General features: G+C 36.5%; 20 protein-coding genes. 5 read left to right on the top strand and 15 right to left on the bottom strand.

Annotated features, from left to right (window positions below; all coding sequences use genetic code 11):
- Positions 1–71 precede the first annotated feature (71 nt).
- Positions 72–740 carry a hypothetical protein gene (locus tag G9X63_RS07200; RefSeq protein ID WP_252622163.1) on the bottom strand — a complete coding sequence of 223 codons (669 nt, stop codon included), beginning with the start codon at positions 738–740 and terminating at the stop codon, positions 72–74.
- Between the two features lie 598 nt (positions 741–1,338).
- On the opposite strand from G9X63_RS07200, the gene G9X63_RS07195 reads away from it, so the two are divergent.
- The 5 genes from G9X63_RS07195 (at position 1,339) to G9X63_RS07175 (ending at position 6,135) form a co-directional block, all read left to right on the top strand.
- On the top strand, positions 1,339–2,571 hold the full coding sequence (locus tag G9X63_RS07195; protein WP_252622161.1) for a tyrosine-type recombinase/integrase: 1,233 nt from the start codon (positions 1,339–1,341) through the stop codon (positions 2,569–2,571).
- A gap of 41 nt (positions 2,572–2,612) precedes the next feature.
- A complete protein-coding gene (locus tag G9X63_RS07190) occupies positions 2,613–3,512 on the top strand; it encodes a hypothetical protein (RefSeq protein WP_252622159.1) in 900 nt (299 codons plus the stop codon).
- 75 nt (positions 3,513–3,587) lie between these two features.
- A complete protein-coding gene (locus tag G9X63_RS07185; RefSeq protein WP_252622157.1) occupies positions 3,588–3,875 on the top strand; it encodes a helix-turn-helix domain-containing protein in 288 nt (95 codons plus the stop codon).
- Positions 3,876–3,923: 48 nt separating this feature from the next.
- On the top strand, positions 3,924–5,234 hold the full coding sequence (locus tag G9X63_RS07180) for a DUF3987 domain-containing protein (protein ID WP_252622156.1): 1,311 nt from the start codon (positions 3,924–3,926) through the stop codon (positions 5,232–5,234).
- 139 nt (positions 5,235–5,373) lie between these two features.
- Positions 5,374–6,135, top strand: a complete 762-nt coding sequence (locus tag G9X63_RS07175) for a DUF5131 family protein (protein ID WP_252622154.1) — start codon at positions 5,374–5,376, stop codon at positions 6,133–6,135.
- 36 nt (positions 6,136–6,171) lie between these two features.
- On the opposite strand, the gene G9X63_RS07170 is transcribed toward G9X63_RS07175, so the two are convergent.
- The 14 genes from G9X63_RS07170 to G9X63_RS07105 all read right to left on the bottom strand — a co-directional run bounded on the left by G9X63_RS07170 (position 6,172) and on the right by G9X63_RS07105 (position 16,370).
- Positions 6,172–6,906 (bottom strand): glycoside hydrolase family 25 protein, encoded by a 735-nt coding sequence (locus G9X63_RS07170; RefSeq protein ID WP_252622152.1) that lies wholly within the window; start codon positions 6,904–6,906, stop codon positions 6,172–6,174.
- A 7-nt stretch (positions 6,907–6,913) separates the two neighbouring features.
- On the bottom strand, positions 6,914–7,318 hold the full coding sequence (locus G9X63_RS07165; protein ID WP_252622150.1) for a hypothetical protein: 405 nt from the start codon (positions 7,316–7,318) through the stop codon (positions 6,914–6,916).
- Positions 7,319–7,355: 37 nt separating this feature from the next.
- Entirely contained in the window at positions 7,356–9,392 is a 2,037-nt protein-coding gene (locus tag G9X63_RS07160) for a TPR end-of-group domain-containing protein (protein WP_252622148.1), read from the bottom strand.
- Positions 9,389–10,102, bottom strand: a complete 714-nt coding sequence (locus tag G9X63_RS07155; RefSeq protein WP_252622146.1) for a hypothetical protein — start codon at positions 10,100–10,102, stop codon at positions 9,389–9,391. The genes G9X63_RS07160 and G9X63_RS07155 overlap by 4 nt, the downstream gene beginning before the upstream one ends.
- A gap of 23 nt (positions 10,103–10,125) precedes the next feature.
- The gene (locus G9X63_RS07150) at positions 10,126–10,596 is read right to left on the bottom strand and encodes a hypothetical protein (protein ID WP_252622145.1); all 471 of its coding nucleotides are present in this window, start codon (positions 10,594–10,596) and stop codon (positions 10,126–10,128) included.
- Positions 10,593–11,651, bottom strand: a complete 1,059-nt coding sequence (locus tag G9X63_RS07145; protein WP_252622144.1) for a DUF4407 domain-containing protein — start codon at positions 11,649–11,651, stop codon at positions 10,593–10,595. Before G9X63_RS07145 ends, G9X63_RS07150 begins: the two co-directional genes overlap by 4 nt.
- 5 nt (positions 11,652–11,656) lie before the next feature.
- Positions 11,657–12,226: a hypothetical protein gene (locus G9X63_RS07140; RefSeq protein ID WP_252622143.1), complete on the bottom strand. Its 570-nt coding sequence runs from the start codon at positions 12,224–12,226 to the stop codon at positions 11,657–11,659.
- A 287-nt stretch (positions 12,227–12,513) separates the two neighbouring features.
- Positions 12,514–12,903: a hypothetical protein gene (locus G9X63_RS07135; RefSeq protein ID WP_252622142.1), complete on the bottom strand. Its 390-nt coding sequence runs from the start codon at positions 12,901–12,903 to the stop codon at positions 12,514–12,516.
- Positions 12,904–12,907: 4 nt separating this feature from the next.
- Positions 12,908–13,291, bottom strand: coding sequence for a hypothetical protein (locus tag G9X63_RS07130; RefSeq protein ID WP_252622141.1), 384 nt, complete (start codon positions 13,289–13,291; stop codon positions 12,908–12,910).
- Between the two features lie 5 nt (positions 13,292–13,296).
- The gene (locus G9X63_RS07125) at positions 13,297–13,689 is read right to left on the bottom strand and encodes a hypothetical protein (RefSeq protein ID WP_252622140.1); all 393 of its coding nucleotides are present in this window, start codon (positions 13,687–13,689) and stop codon (positions 13,297–13,299) included.
- Position 13,690: 1 nt separating this feature from the next.
- On the bottom strand, positions 13,691–13,888 hold the full coding sequence (locus G9X63_RS07120) for a hypothetical protein (protein WP_252622138.1): 198 nt from the start codon (positions 13,886–13,888) through the stop codon (positions 13,691–13,693).
- A 17-nt stretch (positions 13,889–13,905) separates the two neighbouring features.
- Positions 13,906–14,133, bottom strand: coding sequence for a helix-turn-helix domain-containing protein (locus G9X63_RS07115; RefSeq protein ID WP_276532674.1), 228 nt, complete (start codon positions 14,131–14,133; stop codon positions 13,906–13,908).
- Between the two features lie 379 nt (positions 14,134–14,512).
- Positions 14,513–15,517: a DUF3871 family protein gene (locus G9X63_RS07110; RefSeq protein WP_252622133.1), complete on the bottom strand. Its 1,005-nt coding sequence runs from the start codon at positions 15,515–15,517 to the stop codon at positions 14,513–14,515.
- Positions 15,495–16,370, bottom strand: a complete 876-nt coding sequence (locus G9X63_RS07105; protein WP_252622131.1) for an AAA family ATPase — start codon at positions 16,368–16,370, stop codon at positions 15,495–15,497. Before G9X63_RS07105 ends, G9X63_RS07110 begins: the two co-directional genes overlap by 23 nt.
- Positions 16,371–16,406: the final 36 nt, after the last annotated feature.

The raw sequence follows: 16,406 nt of genomic DNA, 5'->3' as shown, positions 1-16,406 counted from the left end.
GTACAATATAAATGCTATCTTAGTTATGAAAGGGGAAATTAAATTATGTAATGATTTCAAATAAATATTGGCTAAATCCTGAGAGCATCTTCTATCTCTTTTTCAATATTATCGAATTGATTTACGAAATCACTTAAATCCGGATTCATCCATTTCAATAAATCATACAATCCATTTTGAATGTGTTTTGCATGTTTGAAATCAATATTCATTTCATTGAAACAGATTGCTTCATTATGGTAAATTCGATTTCTGAATTCTCTGATTTCTTTTAGAGTAAGAGCTAAATAATTTCGATTGACTGCTGACGGCTTATTGGGAAAACAATGAATGACATAACCTTCTAAAAGCTTATAATGCTTGGGTTCAAAAAGACAAGTCCAAAAGCCAAATGATTGCTCTGCCAATATTTTCCCTTTCATACCTTTAGCTCTTAAGTCAGTTTGTGCTTTATGCACTTGAGTTTTTAACCAAAACTTTGGCCCTAATGAAGCGTCATTCATAAAGCCAACTTTCTGATTAATTATCCATTCGCTATCGGAAAAATAAATGCCAAGTTTATCATCAATACCATTTCTTAGAAAGATCTCAAACAAATTCAATACAGGATAAAATGCTTTTGATACTCTCAAATTAGCTCCATAAAGCATCATTGCTTTTTCTTGCGAGTAACCACAACTAACTAAATATCTTTCTAATCTAGATTTCGAAACAAAGTTCTCAAAGGCGCTGTATTTCATTTATGTAAGAATTTTATTTCTAATTGGAAATCTTGTGTACATTTGTATTGTGATGGTTGGTAAAGCCTCTTTCTGAAAAGGAACGTAACCAATCAGAAGATTTTAAAAAAACCGCTGAGAAATCAGCGGTTTTTTTGTGCCTGAAAGTATAGAATAGTAGTCAGGAGTCCTAAAACAAGATCCTAGATATTGGAGATTATCAGTTACTTGATACCGGATAAAAGGGAGTGACAGCTCCATTCCATTCCGCTGTCAGCCCGCAGGGCATCTAGCACAAAGCCTTTCACCATTCGCTTCGCGAATAGTGCCGCCTTTTTATTTTCATCCGCTCGCCCAAGCAAGCTTGGCTCGCAATGAAAAAAAAAAGCCTCTCAGCTAACGCTGAGAGGCTTCGTAGAGGGGAAGGATCTACGTGTACCCAAAAAGAACAGAACCCCTATGTTATTCAATCAGCTAATTTTTGGAAAAAATCGATTTATTTAAACAATTGTAGCACAAAAGTTATTAAATCCGTTTGTATAAAATTGAATCAATTTGCAAAAATGTGGGCTAGATGTGGACTAGTTTATGTACATTTGAATCGATTATATAATACACAATGGCTTCGATTAACCTTATTCTACAAGGAACTAAAAATCCAGCAGTTATCTATATCCGTTTGCGCGACGGCAGAAAACTAGATATTAAAGCTAAAACGAACTACCACATTAATCCAGCTAACTGGGATGAAAAGGAACAAAGACCAGTCAAAAAACTACTTAAGAATATTGATTATGCTAATTTAGACACGGATTTAAGCGGTCTGAAAATATCCTTGTTAACTGAATATAATAAATCAAAAGGAGTTAAGACGATTGATTCCAAATGGCTTAATGAGTTCATTAACCCAACCGAACCCGAATCAAAATACCCATTAAATCTGGTCGACTATATTGATACGTACATTGAATTCAAGAAGAAAGATGTTAAAGAGACAACCATTAAAAAATGCAAAGGGATAAAAGAATTGCTTATCCGATATGAAAAACACACCAAATCCGTAATTTTTATAAAAGATATTAATCAGGATTTCAAGGTTGGCTTTGAGAATTATTGCGAAGAAATGGGTTACGCCAAAAACACCACGGCTAAAAACCTAATTTATATTAAAGCATTTTGTAATCATGCAAAATCAAATGGCTTAGAAACTCATTTCCAACTTGACAGCGTGAAAATCAAATACAATAGAGCTAAACATATTTATTTGAACAATGAAGAAATTGCCAAAATTGAAAGCCTCGAGGATAAAAGTTTAACGGACGGTTTAGTAAATGCTAAGTACTGGCTATTAATTAGTTGTTATTGTGCTCAGAGGGTTTCCGATTTTATGCGCTTTGACAAATCGATGATCAGGCATGAAAAAAATAGAAAAGGGGAACTTAAGCCGCTCTTAGAATTCACCCAGGTCAAAACTGGTAAAATAATGACTATCCCACTTCACTCAAAAATTATTGAGATATTAGAAAAGTTCGACGGCAACTTTCCAAAAAAGATATCTGACCAACGATATAATGACCACATTAAGAATGTATGCAAAGCAGCAGGAATAAACGAATTAACATTAGGTAAGTTATTTAATCCAGAAACCAAACTCCAACAAGAAAAATTATACGAAAAGCATTTACTAGTATCATCGCACATTGGAAGAAGATCGTTCGCGACTAATAATTACGGCAAAATCCCCACAACCTTTTTAATGCAGATGACTGGTCACGCAACAGAATCAATGTTTTTAACTTACATAGGCAAAAGCAACAAGGATATAGCGATTGAAATGACCGATTTTTTTTAATATCCCGGTAAACTATTTACATAATTTAACCTGAATTATCCATGTTAAAATATACATTAAAAGAGTACAAGGAGGAATTTGACATAAAATTATCCGAATATTTATCGTCATTCGAAGACAATACTCCTGTATCGTTTATTGACCAACAAAAAGCACTTTTCACAACCTACAATAATGCACTACTATTAATTGCCGATGAATTAAAGAAATACGGGGAGCTTGAAGCCAATAATATCTTCTTGTCAAACACTGCTTTTGATGATCTAAAGAAGATAGCTAGTGAAACGTACGATGATATCAGGATAGAAGAAAAATTCAAACCCTTGATAAAGGGGTTTCAGACTTTGGAAGAATTTCTAGTAGACCGCGATTCCAGTTCAGAAAATCATTGTACTAGAATTGACTATACTAAACTAAGGAATCATTTAAATAGCGTTGGTAGGATATTAGAGTTTTTATCGACTAAGTATTTAAAATATCAAAGCGAACCTTCAAAAGATGATGAAAATGATTCGCCAATTTTTATAGAAACGCAAGAATTCGATATTAAGGCAAATGTAGATGGAAATCAACAAATTATTAATGACCATTTAGGTCCTTTTGAATCTTACTTATCTAGTGATGATTATATTTTATTATCCAACTCATTGATTCATTACTTTAATTCAGGCAGTTTCCCCACACTTGAAAAAAAAATAAATTTTAAGACAATAAACAAGAAATGGATTGGTTGGGCATTAAAAGAAATTTTCATTAGTATTTCTACAGCTAAATTAAGCTACGATCTTCTCTCATTTGCGCAAAGAAACATTAATATTTTTGATAAAGAGGTTATTGATAAGAAGCATTTTCAGGATTCAAATCTCTATAAATCTTTTACCGAAAAACCTAAATCATATAAATACCGCCAAATCCACCTAAAATATTTAGAAAACCACTAAAAACACTTTTTTATCGCCTTTTGACCACCAAATCCACTCCTGAATTTTGAGCCATAATTTAAACAACATAAAATTATGGTTACTAATTCGGTATTACTCGAAGCCCTAACCGTTGAGGAACTAAATCAACTAATAGGCACGTCCGTTAAAAACGGCATCACTGAAATTCAACAGGAATTTCATTCAAAACACCAATCAGAAGAACTTCTCACTCGAGAGGAAGCTTGCAATTTTCTAAAAATAGATGGCTCGACCCTATGGTCTTGGACAAACAAAAAGAAAATTAAGGCGTATGGTATTGGAGCACGTCGCTATTACAAGCGTAGTGAACTGTTGGAATCTTTAACCTTATTAAAAAAATAAGCGATGGAAGAGACCTACTTAAACCCCAACCAAGACAAATCGCTCCAAGTGAGCCAATTGAACCTGGAGGCTGTAATCTCTAGGCTTCCTAAGACGTTACAAGATTGTGTAACGGAATTCAAAACGGAGGAGCAACGGTTGATTGCTACGTATGCTGTCATTGCACTTACTGGCTCATTAATGCCAGAGGTATGCATACGCTATGCGAACAAAATTGAACACCCTTGTTTGATGCTACTCATTTCAATGCCCCCTGCCTCTGGTAAGGGTGGCTTGAATTTGATGTACAAGCTCGTGGAGGAGGTAAATTCCAAAATGCGTACAGAGAATGATGAGGCAATGCGTTCTTATTTACGTGAGCTGAAGGAAATTGAGGAACAAAAGGATAAATCCATTCCTCTGCCAAAGCCTCCAAAGCAACCACTTCATTTGATTCCTGGTAACACCACATCGTCGAAAATGAACGAACAGCTAGCTGAGAATGATGGCCTAATTGCTTCTCTAATCATGGAAACAGAGACAGATGGACTAACAATGATGCTCTCTAATAAGATGGGAGAAGCAAATTCCATCCTATTTAGGAAAGCATTCCATCATGAATACGAGAGTCAACTCAGAAAGCGCAAAGGCGAGCACTTAGTTATCTCACGTCCTAAGCTTGTCATCATTGTCAGCGGTACACCATCTCATATTAAGAGCCTATTTAGAGGTAATGAAGATGGATTGTTTAGCCGCTTCATGATTGTTACAGGAAATAGTCCCCTTGTTTGGGAGGATGTACGTCCAACACCTGGTAAACGATCTTTGGATGAGGCATTTGCTGAATTAGGCAAGAATTTCACGGCTTTATTTGACCATTATAAAGACAAGAAGCTTGAAGTACAATTTAGTTCGTATCAGTGGGATAAAATCAATTCCGTAGGAGAAGATTATATGATCCATTCGGTTGAAGAAGCTGGTGATTATGCTTCCAGCATAGCTAAGCGACACGCGAATATGCTTTGTAGAATAGCAGCTATACTTACAGCTGTACGGCACTATGAAAGCAAATCAACCTCTGAGGCAATTTACTGCAATGGTGCTGATTTCGAAACAGCTCTTTGGTTAATTGATCAATCTGCAAAGAATGCCTTGGAGGTTTTCAAGCAGTTAGGTGAATTTACCAAGGGAAGCACTAAAAAGGAAGCGTTTTTTAACGCTATGCCCCAAACCTTTGTCCTGTCTGAGGTGGCAAATCTGTACGCGGATTTGAATATCAAAAAGCGAACAGTAAATAGGTACGTTCAGCAGTTGATGAAAGATGGACTTCTTGAATGCCTCTCTTACGCGGTATATAGAAAGATACCTCCTAAGAATTAGATGAATGGCGAACTGACGTAGTGGCAAAGTTCATTCTGAAGTGAGCCACTACGCCACTGCGCCATCTTATGTGTTTAGGGCTAAATGCCCATTTTACTAACCGCAACCAGATGTCTGGTATGCATTAAATTTTAAAAATATGAAGAATACTAGTATAGAATGGACTGATAAGTCCCACAACTTTTGGCACGGATGTACCAAAATTAGCTCAGGATGCAAATTCTGTTATATGTTTAGGGATAAGGATAAGTATAAACAAGACGGATCTGAAATCCGACGATTAAGCGATCAAACGTTTTACAGTCCGCTTTCAATACATGAACCGTTAAAGGTATTTATTAACTCGTATTCTGATTTTTTCATAGAGGAAGCTGACGATTGGAGAGCTGACGCGTGGGAAGTGATACGTGATACCCCGCATTTAACATGGCAGATATTAACGAAGCGACCAGAACGAATCTTAGAATGTCTACCCAACGATTGGGGTGATGAGGGATATCCTAACGTTTGGCTAGGTGTTTCGATTGAAGAGCAAATGTATTTTCATCGAGCAGAGACTCTTGCCAAAATACCAGTCAGGGTTCGATTTATCTCAGCAGAACCGCTGTTAGAAGAACTAGATATGCTAGTTGTTAAGAACGGGAAACGTATCATCGATGATTTTCATTGGGTAGTAATAGGCGGTGAATCAGGTAATGAATATGGACCACATCGTTACAGACCATCTGAGATCTCTTGGTATGAACGAATTGTTCAGGATCTAAAATTACGAACAGAAGTTGCTGTGTTTGTCAAGCAGCTTGGTAGTCATCTTAGAAAAACGATGCGATTACAGCATTATCATGGTGGCGAACTGGCGGAGTGGCCAAGTAGTCTACAAATTAGGGAGTTTCCTGAGTAAATTAATGTTAAGAATGGAGGGGCTAATGTCCCTCCATTAATTCATAGATACCACATATGGTTTGTGTTTTTGTAAATAGTTTTCCCATTCTTCACGTGACCCCCGAAAGACATTAAGGTCTACTTTATGAGTAATAGCGGAAAGGTTTGCATCAATATTAAATTGCCAAAAAGTACAATCCATCATCGCAGGTCGCCAAGTATTAGTAGAACTAAGCCAAAGGGTGTGATCGTTAAAGTCATTGCTGATAAAATCTGAGTACCCAATTCCATTTGTATATATAATAGGCTTCATTCCAGTTTGGTTTTTTATTTCTTTCATGAAAGCTCGCAAACGGTCAATTACTTTTTCTCTTGAAACGACCGGGTTGTTGTCATATTCCACATCTACAATCAAAGGCATTTGCAATTCTTTACCATGCAAATGATTTAAAAAATGTTTTGCCTGTGCTTTACCATCGATATCAAATCTAAAAAAATGGTAGGCCCCGATAGGCACTTCACGTTCGCGAAAAGCTTCATAATGCCTAATAAATGTTTTATCAGTCCAACTTTCTCCCTCTGTCGCTTTCAAGAATACAAAATCGAGCGAGTCTAATTCATCATAATTTATATTTCCATTATGGTGGGACAAATCAAGACCTCGGACGGCATATTCTTTACTTAATACCCACGGATTGTTTGATCCTCTTTTTTTAAATTTACACGATACTAATCCTAAAATAGAAGCAAATGAAAAGATAAGTAAGAGTGGAATAATTTCGCGGTTCATTTTAGTCTTATTTTAACTGCCCGCGGAAAGAGGGCATAAAATGATTTACAACATAATACAAAACATAAAAAACACTATTGCAGATTACACTACGAAAAAAGGCTATCCCAAAATCCGATTGAAATTGAATTCCTCCTAAAAAACCTGGAATGAGGAGAAAAATAATCAAGCCAAGTATCTTCAAGGGCCATAGAGTCACATATCGGTTAATTATAACATAGATGTAATAGCCTATGGTATAAAATTCGAATGCCTTAATAATCCATTCCATAGGAGCCTCATATATTGGACCATTCCCTAACATCCTAATCTCACCTAATAAAGTACTAAATATAAATTCATCAAGCACAGAATAAATCAATCCAGATACCAATGGAACTAAAACTCCAAAAAGAACTAATCTTGCAAACATAATAGGTAACAGATTTGCCTGATATGGTTTTAAATTATTATTTAGCATCGCCCGTCAATATGATTTGTTTCTTCTGATTATCAATCGTGATTTTACCATAACGACCCATGGCGCTTTGGCCGAAAAGCATACCTGCTGTGCGGTTTTTAGAAACAGAAGCTCGGACATTTTTCAAGACTAAACCGCCTATCTCCACTTCTCGTAACATGATTGTGCGAGACACTTCTTTCTCTCCATTCGCTAGCGTGTACCTGGCTGTTCCTATGTAATCTTGTTCATTGAGAAAACCGTTTTTGATCATAAAGTCTACCTCTGTTTGAGAAATAGAGATATCACTAGCCCCTGTATCGAACATCATACTTAATGGCAAGCCATTAATTTTGCTTTGAACCTCATAGGTTCCACTACCAGAAGGCTTGTATGGAATCACGTATGTACCTATGATTCGATTAGTCAATTTATCATTTGAATTACCTACAACCTTTGTTTCTATAAATTTTGCTTTCCAACGAGTAATCAAAGCCTTGAATTCGGGTTGATTTCTAACATTATCTAAATCGTCGTCCTTTGCTAAGTGTTCGAAATCACGGTAGCCTTTTATGAAAGCGGTATCCAAGTACGCAAGTGACTGGGTGGGTAACTTCATTAATGAATATAAACAAGCGGCATCATAGAAGTTTCCGTCTTCTGGAAATTTCTGGAGGGTTTTATTCAACCAGGCTTTGGCCTGATTAAACTGCCCCAATTCGAAATAGGCATAGTGGCGAGCATTTCCACCAGATCCCACGATGGTGTCTAGCTCGACGACTTTACGGAAATCTGCATTTGCACGCAATGTGTCTTTATAGTGCTTTGCATATAAGCGACCGCGATGTAAATAGGTATAAGAGTAATCGCGATCCACTTCAATCGCTGAGGTATAATCTGCAAGACCTCCTTCAGAATCTTTTAGAAATTCATCTTTCACCCAGCCACGACGGTAGTAAAACCATGGTTCTTCAGGATCCATTTCGATGGCTTTGTCAAAATCCTTCACGGAGGCAACATAATTTCCAGTCAAGCGATATTCATCTCCCCTATTCCCAAAATCATGTGCAGAGCTAGAGTCTAAAGAAATCGATTCAGTGTAATCCACAATCGCTTTATCGTGCATTCCCATTTCTGCATATAATTCAGCACGAGCGGTTAAAAATGAACTGCGATAGTTTTCTGGAATCATTTCAAATATTTTCACAAAATCAGCTAATGCATTTTTGTAGTCTTTTTTATATCGATAGAGCTGAGAACGAACGTAAACCCAGATGTCCTTTTGGGGGAATTCCTTAATTAGAGAGGAGATTTTTGCGAGCCCTAAGGTGAAATTTTTCTTGGAGAAAGTGATGAAGTTTCCTCGAATTCGAGAATCTTTTTCATCTAGGCTTATGGCATTATAGGAGTCAAGAATCGCTAAATCGTATTTTCCTACCATATAATAGGCATAGGAGCGATTATCATAAGCGGATGCGAAGGTGGGATCTAGCTTGATGATTCGATCGCAGATTTTGATCAGGTCAGCGTATTTTTCTTGCTGGAGGTAAATGGTGGCTAATAGATCTCTGGCGCGGATATTGCCTTCGTCTAATTCAAGTACTTTGTTAATGTCAGCGATCGCCTTCTCGTATTGCTTGAATCCACAGTAGTCGAATGCTCTTCCATAGTAAATGGATGGTTCAGTGGGTTTGAGAGATATGGCTTTCGAATAGCTGGATTCAAATTTTTCCAAATCATCTAGGTGGTAATAGATATCCCCTTTAAATTGCCAAGCATACGAAACTAGGGTATCCGTGGATGCTAGATTTGCGATGGACAGATTGACTTGGGTGAGTCCTTGCGCGTAGGTCTTGTTTTCTACATTGATTAAGGCTAGGTAATAGTAGGCTTTCCCTTCTTTCGGGTTTTGGGCGATTTCTTTTTTTAAGAAGGCCAAAGCTTCGTCATATTTTTCTTCTCCGTAGTTATTGATCCCTGATTGTAGGTTATAGGTTTGAGAAAAGGTGGTGAAGCTTAGGAGTAGGAATAGAAGGGTGTTTTTCATGAGGGGGTTAGTAATTCTGGAATGGGAGCATACTCCATGTTTCGTGATCTTAAAATATAATAAAACAGATTATCTCTTAAGTAATACATCTGATCTTCTTCTGTGTAGGAGAGGAAATCCTCCCAGGTGATGTCCATATATTGTTTTAATAAATGGGCATAGTGTTCGGCATACAGTGTAGAAAATTCAAAGATTTTCGCGAGGTCTTCCTTGTGAATGTGAATTCCCAAATGGCTAATACGATAATAGTCTTGACTATTGCAATCGCAGTCAGAATTGTAAAATAGGTGCTCCGCAATTTTTTCATTTAGGTCTTGGTAAGTGAACAGCCAGTTAGTCAAATTGCGTTCTACACTCATATCAAACTTGCTGTAATCATCTAGTGCGAAATAGGCGTTCCAACCTTCTTGGTCCATGAAAAGATAGGCAGTGAAGACAGCATCGAATAGGTAAAAGAATCGATCAAATCCTTCGTAATATTTTAGTTCTTTTTCCACTTCATGGAATAATTCCGTGTATTGATCAATTACAGATTTCAAGTCTACCAATCGGTAATTCAGCACATCTCCTGTTAGAATATCAGCATAAGCAGCATCACTGCGATGTAGTAAATCAGTGTATTCTGCATCTGGAACAAAATCTAGTGCAGCGTCTAAACCTGGTTGCCATTCGAAGGGGTCAATGGTGCGATCGAAATCTTTATTTATCACTTAAACAGTGTATGAAGTTTTATTTAGCGTTCTAAAATACTTTGTTTAATACTTGACATGTACATTATCCTGTCTTTGTTAAATGTTATTGCATTATTGGTTCTACTTAAAGAAATGGAATAATTGTCAATATTAACGACATACCGTCCATTTACATAAGATAACGGGAATGGCAAAACGGCTTGAATTAAATTAAGAATTTCCTTAGGGACTCCTATATCACTATTCTCAGGAATCATTAGATAAATTGTTTGGGCAATGTGTCCATCTTTTACACCTACAATTATATCACCTAATTGCCTTCCATAAAATCGCGCGCTTACATGTCTTTTATAACGATAAGCCGACACTCCCGTTTTAGACGAAATACCAATAAGTTCAAAATCGGACTTTGATGGATTCAAAGATTCTCCAAGGCTGTAATTTTGACCATACCCATGAGTAGATAAAATCAACAAAAAAATAGAACATACCGTAGCTTTTAAGTTAATCATCTAGGCGTATTTGTAATTAAGGAATTTGTTGCATCAATATTTTGATCAGACCCCAATGAAGCAGCTCGTTTTTTCTCAAGTATAATGAGCCTTTCCTCTCTTATTTTTTCTTGGAACGCGACTATTTTATAATAATCATTCTCCCCATCAGAAAATTTCGCGATAACTATAAATAACTCTATAAAAACAAAGAAAAATAAAAATATGAAATACGCGAAAGCAGAAATAAACGAGCTTGTAGCTAAATCATGAATGATATTTAATTCATCTAAAAATCCTGGCGGTTCTTTTCTTACACGATCTTTTTCTTTTTCGAGTTTACCTTGAAGTTCATTAATCTCTTTGTTTTTCAAATTGTCATTAAATGCAATTTGTTGTCTAAGATTTGCATTCTCCGACAATAATGGATGTGAACCGAAGGTTTTGTTTGTGGTAGTTTGAGTATTACCAGGAGTATTCTCAACAGGGTTTTGAGGGGTACTTACTTTTGTTGTACTTGTAGCTAACTGTATTTTAAATCCTGATTTTGCAATTATCTCATTGTTTTTGCCTATTTGGGAATTTATTATCGAGTTATTGCTGTCAAGTTGAGCTATGGATAATTTAGCTTTATTATTGATAATTTGAGTTCTTTCACTAATCCGTGCTTCTATCAAATCTTCTTTTTTTCTCGCAATATCATTTTTAAAAAAAACTTGATCTAAAATCAAAGCACCGATAAATGCTACGATAAGACCTAAAAGACCTCTAATTACTAGTGTTAAAATTATATTTTTTGTAGAACCTAAGATAATCTGCCGTTCAATTTGAATAATTATTAAACCAGCAAAAAGACTTCCAATTATTCCTCCAAATACGCCACTTTCGGCATACCTAGTTGCAAACAGATATCCAACAAAACTCCAAATAGTGCATATAATTAATAGCGCAGAAGTAAGTTTCCTGACGTATTTTTTACTTGTCTCGCTACATTCAGACAACAATTTATAGTTATGACCAGATAAAAAGCATCCAAATTTTAGCCAGAGATCTTCTGGTATTATTAATTTATTCATGGGAATTAGATTTTTCTGTTAATGATATCCGCCATAGTTAAAGCTGCAAGTCCTTTATTAAATCCGCGTTTATAAGCTAGAATAATTCTTACGGCCGTACCCGTTTCATTGGTTATATCGTTTTTAATATCTTCCATTATTTTTAGTCTTTCTTGACAAATCGCTCTTTTTGACTCAAGCTCTTCAACCAAATCTAATAAATCCGCTTTTGTTCTTGAATTAATATGAAAATCGACTTCTTTTAAATATTCCTTAATATCAATTTCAGCTTCTTGGATATCTGCTTCTAAATCTAATTTAAGGATTTGAATATTGTCATCACGGTATTTATTATCTGCTGTACTTAAAGCATCATTGTAGCCCTCAAGTTCGTAATTACGTCTAATGCGATCAAAAATTCTTTTCCAAGAAGTATCAGATTGTATTCCAGGAGTATTCGCCGCCTTTTCATCTTTTACGAATAAGTTCCTGTCAATAATTTTTACATCATCTTGTGTGATTTCTGATGTTTGTTGTATTTCGGATGATATCCCTGATACCGTATCCTTAGGTTTAAATAAATCCCAAAATCCCATAGTTTATATATTAATAGTTGGTACTTTAAATTGTTTATGTCCTTGATCGTGACATGCTTTACAAAGGGTAATTAATACGTCATGTGAGTAATCCCATGGCTTTTTAAAGTCTCCCAAAGACTTTACATAATGATATTGCCTATGATGAACCTGGAGGAACTTAGCATCACCGCAGTTTAAGCACTTTTTACCATCCCTCTCTTTAATTTGGACGCTTTTTGCTTTCCACCTAATATCATTCAGTAAGTCTTCGTATTCCATGTATTCACTTTTAATATTACTGATTGCTAAAATGTTAGATCTAACTTTTCAATGGCAATTGCTTTTATCTCATTCAACTTCTTCTGATCGTTTTTAAATTGATTTAGTTGAGTAGCTAACTCACTTGCGATTTTATTTTTTTCTAAATCATTTGGAAAACGATCTGGGTGTATTTTCTTCTTTAATTTGTCGTAAAGAATTGGTGCATTGAACATACTCTCAATTACATTGTCCATATCAATCTCTTCGTGTTTTGAATCCAAAACCTGTTTGTCGACATAAAATTCGTCTGCTTTTTTCTTGCTAAGGATTTTACGAATTAATATAGCTATAATTCCTAACTCTATAATGGCAGAAAGTTTCCACGGATCAATATTCCATGAGGAGATATATTGCAAAATGTCAATTTTTTTCATGATGTCAATTTCCAAGTGAACGTGTATGCTTTTTTAATTGCCATTTCAAACCAATTAATCCGTGGGAATCATGTATTTCCAATGTGTCCCAACCATTAGAAACCAATTTTCTAACTAGCACGTCGTTATCAAGAATCATTTTCCCAATTCCCATAAGTTCATCTCGAGACATAGCTTTGCCAGATAAAGCCTTAACGCGGAATCCTCCAGCCATAAATTTTGAAAATTCATGTCTAAATTCTATCGTTCCAATCGTAGTTCGCGCTTCTAACAAAGTAGGTACAACCCCATCTATGTAAGCATTTTTTGCTGATCTATTCCAATCTCTTAAAAAATCGTTCCGCTCTTTTATATCAGAAAACCAATTGAGCAGTCTATCCCAAATCATATTAGCTATTTAATTTCTTCGAATTTATTTTGATCGTTTTCATGCAGTCTTAAAATCGAAATTATAGCTGTTAAAACAACCGCGATAATGGCCATTAATCCAAAATGTTCAAACGTACTTTTTAGTATTTGATCAAAGCTTAACTCTGCAGAGCTAAATTCCCAAACTGACATTCCTTCGGTTTGAATTGTATGAGTTTCGCCGAAAGCACATTTGAAACTACCGCTAGCGATTTTATCAGCATAAGTATAGTAGCTAGATCCATTGGAATTTGCCCAAAATGTTCTGTCTTTATTTCCTCCTCCCATGTGAGGGAATAGCAGTACGAAAAAAGCAATTGTTGCAGCTATTAGCAATGAAGTAAAAACAACCTCTTCCTTGTGTTGCGGTGCGCTCATATTATTTTGTTTCAGGATTGTCGGACTTTTTTTCAACGTCATTCTTTACTTCCTCAAACTTTTTTCCGTTGACAGCTTTTTTTGCTCCTCGGAACAAAGAGACAGCCCCCCAAATCACTAATCCTTGTAATAAGCCAACAAGAATAGCTTCTCCACCTGATTTGTATTGAGTTAGGAGAATTGTAGTTAGATGATCCATAACTAGATATTTATAAATTATTTTTCAAAATGAAGTACATCCCGTAATGGAAGGTCGAGTTTTTTCGAAATGATGTAAATCTGGTAAATACTTGTGTTAATCTTACCTAACTCGATGCGACTTATCTGCGTGTAATCAATACCTGATTCGTGAGCAAACTTTTCCATTGTAAGACCTTTGTTCTCACGCGCTTCTCGGATTTTAGTTCCAACATGTTTACAAACTTCCTCTTTGGTTAGCTCCATTGTGACAAATATGCGATAACCACTAAAATCTCACAATGGCAGATTTGCCATATTGATTTAACGGTATATTTAAAAATTGGTTGATTTTTCATCGTCTATATAAAAAAAGCCTCTTAGATTTCCCTAAGAGGCTATATTGTTTAGTTAACCTACCTTAAAATGGTGATAGGCATACCATTTACTACCGATGCAGTAGAGTATTTTATGTTTGTTATCTTTTATTGTAGCATCGATATACACTTTTGTGCCTTTAGGAAGATTACCTATCTCGCGAATCACTTCTGCTCGTATCGGAGTGTACAATTCGAGGATAATTCCCTTGGGAGTGATTACCAGCAGTACATTAGGATGGAGAAACTCGACTTTCTGTTTCTTCATATCAATTCAAGTACCAATTAGTACCACCGCCTGTGAGACCTGGTTGAAGCTGGTGCGTGAACTCAAATGCATTAATACTTCGTTCTAGGAAGCTATCTACATAACTTGACTTGTTTGCACCCGTAAACAGATTATACATCCTCCAAAGGTTTATATCCCCATTCTCGTTACGGCAGAAGCTGTTGTCTTGGAAGTAATCCTTTGCAACAGAACCTAATTGTGTATCCGTGAACAAGAGAGGAGGTATTTCTTTCTTAACTTCATTTGGTAGGTAATTGTACAAGCGTGCACGTCCTAGCACCTGAGCAAATTGAGCCTCTTTTAAGTTATGCTCTGTCAACCGTTGCATAGCTTTTAGGTGTTGCTCAGGGTTGTATACACTTATCATATTCATTATTGCATCCATTAGCTCTCCTTGGCTTCTAACCACGAGCTTTACTTGCGCGCCGTCTGACCAAACACAAAGATTGGAGCACACCTTGACTGAGAAACCAATGAAGATCTTGAAGTGCTCAGAAGATCCTTTCTTGTTGTTTAGCTTGTCATCCCCGTAGCACTTTACTCCACCTATGGTAAGACTAAGCGTCTCCCCATCAATGTTTCGTTGTATGCTGGGTATTTCGAAAACAAACATGGCTCTCTCGTAATAGATGGTTCTTTCGTGATCCTCCAATTGATTAGCTGGTTTGTACCGTGCTTCTGGTGTTCTTCCTTTAATAGGATGAGAAACACGGATGCTAGGAGAGAGGATATCTTCTCCTTTGAAGCAATGGTTAATCACATCGTAGGTGGTCTGAATGAAATCCCCGTGACTAATCAATGGTTCATTGTCCTTACTAAACACGGGTATAATGTGCTGTCTTTGAATCTCTTGTAGATTAACTTCTATAGTATTCGCACCGATAAATGCTGAGCTACTTGACACGATCTCTTGCTCCTCTATTTCGATATAAGAAGCGTATTCTTCCACCTCTATAGATGGGTTAACTGTTAGTTGGTTGTTCATTTGGAATGGGGTTTAAGTTGCCCTCTAAGGCGCGATTTTTAGCTTGTCTTAGTTCTTGCTTTCTCTTCTCATAATAAGGCAATAGCAGGTCATTAAACTGGGCAAATTGGTTGTACAATCCCAGTAATTCGATGATGGTAGATGCGTTGTTTATACGATCCTTTACATACTCGATTTGAGGTTCTAATTCCTCCATGCACCATTTAGAGATGATGTTTCCTGTCGTAGCGGTTAAGCGATGTTCTGGTTTACCAAAGAACAATCCCGTACGGTCTTTGCTAGCATGTGCAAGGTTCTTGTTGTCTAGATCAAATACGAGCGTGAATTCATAATCTAATCCATCTCGCTGTACAGATTTCAATCCTACCTTTTCAGGTATGGTTTTACCGTTCTTCTCTGTTAGCACGTAGTCCTGTTTAGTTCTCACGGTAGCGATGATGTGCACAGGTGCTTGCAAGATCTTCTGTACAAAAGCATTGTGCCGCGGTGTTACCTTGTTCCAATTGGTAAATGAGTTACCTGACAGAGAACCGTGGTAATCAAGCAGGCATTCCCATTCGTGTGTTATAGAGTCTATAACTACCACTTCGATACCTGATGACACACAGAAATCAATGGCTTCTATGTACTTCTCTGGTTCGAACGGAGCTGAAATACCTAACACCTTGTATCCTCCTAAATGAGCGTATAGATGTGATGATTCATTCTCTGTATCTATAACAGCCACCTTTTCCCAAGATTGAGATAATCCGTGAGCAACAAGCAAGGCAGAATATGTCTTACCGCTACCACTATGACCTTGAATAGCCATCTTGATTTTAGCCCGTTTGCGATGGGCGATTTGAAATTCCATAACATATGTTGTTTATGTATAAATGCAAAAAGGGGC

The sequence above is a fragment of the Aquirufa antheringensis genome (assembly GCF_023921165.1).
In the GTDB taxonomy this organism is placed as follows: Bacteria; Bacteroidota; Bacteroidia; order Cytophagales; family Spirosomataceae; genus Aquirufa; species Aquirufa antheringensis.
This window is presented reverse-complemented; position numbering and strand designations above follow the sequence as displayed.

Excerpts from the sequence above, each read along its gene's own strand:
- G9X63_RS07200 (WP_252622163.1), bottom strand. The coding sequence starts at position 740 with ATGAAATACAGCGCCTTTGAGAACTTTGTTTCGAAATCTAGATTAGAA.
- G9X63_RS07195 (WP_252622161.1), top strand. The coding sequence starts at position 1,339 with ATGGCTTCGATTAACCTTATTCTACAAGGAACTAAAAATCCAGCAGTT.
- G9X63_RS07190 (WP_252622159.1), top strand. The coding sequence starts at position 2,613 with ATGTTAAAATATACATTAAAAGAGTACAAGGAGGAATTTGACATAAAA.
- G9X63_RS07185 (WP_252622157.1), top strand. The coding sequence starts at position 3,588 with ATGGTTACTAATTCGGTATTACTCGAAGCCCTAACCGTTGAGGAACTA.
- G9X63_RS07175 (WP_252622154.1), top strand. The coding sequence starts at position 5,374 with ATGAAGAATACTAGTATAGAATGGACTGATAAGTCCCACAACTTTTGG.
- G9X63_RS07170 (WP_252622152.1), bottom strand. The coding sequence starts at position 6,906 with ATGAACCGCGAAATTATTCCACTCTTACTTATCTTTTCATTTGCTTCT.
- G9X63_RS07165 (WP_252622150.1), bottom strand. The coding sequence starts at position 7,318 with ATGTTTGCAAGATTAGTTCTTTTTGGAGTTTTAGTTCCATTGGTATCT.
- G9X63_RS07160 (WP_252622148.1), bottom strand. The coding sequence starts at position 9,392 with ATGAAAAACACCCTTCTATTCCTACTCCTAAGCTTCACCACCTTTTCT.
- G9X63_RS07150 (WP_252622145.1), bottom strand. The coding sequence starts at position 10,596 with ATGATTAACTTAAAAGCTACGGTATGTTCTATTTTTTTGTTGATTTTA.
- G9X63_RS07145 (WP_252622144.1), bottom strand. The coding sequence starts at position 11,651 with ATGAATAAATTAATAATACCAGAAGATCTCTGGCTAAAATTTGGATGC.
- G9X63_RS07140 (WP_252622143.1), bottom strand. The coding sequence starts at position 12,226 with ATGGGATTTTGGGATTTATTTAAACCTAAGGATACGGTATCAGGGATA.
- G9X63_RS07135 (WP_252622142.1), bottom strand. The coding sequence starts at position 12,903 with ATGAAAAAAATTGACATTTTGCAATATATCTCCTCATGGAATATTGAT.
- G9X63_RS07130 (WP_252622141.1), bottom strand. The coding sequence starts at position 13,291 with ATGATTTGGGATAGACTGCTCAATTGGTTTTCTGATATAAAAGAGCGG.
- G9X63_RS07125 (WP_252622140.1), bottom strand. The coding sequence starts at position 13,689 with ATGAGCGCACCGCAACACAAGGAAGAGGTTGTTTTTACTTCATTGCTA.
- G9X63_RS07120 (WP_252622138.1), bottom strand. The coding sequence starts at position 13,888 with ATGGATCATCTAACTACAATTCTCCTAACTCAATACAAATCAGGTGGA.
- G9X63_RS07115 (WP_276532674.1), bottom strand. The coding sequence starts at position 14,133 with ATGGAGCTAACCAAAGAGGAAGTTTGTAAACATGTTGGAACTAAAATC.
- G9X63_RS07110 (WP_252622133.1), bottom strand. The coding sequence starts at position 15,517 with ATGAACAACCAACTAACAGTTAACCCATCTATAGAGGTGGAAGAATAC.
- G9X63_RS07105 (WP_252622131.1), bottom strand. The coding sequence starts at position 16,370 with ATGGAATTTCAAATCGCCCATCGCAAACGGGCTAAAATCAAGATGGCT.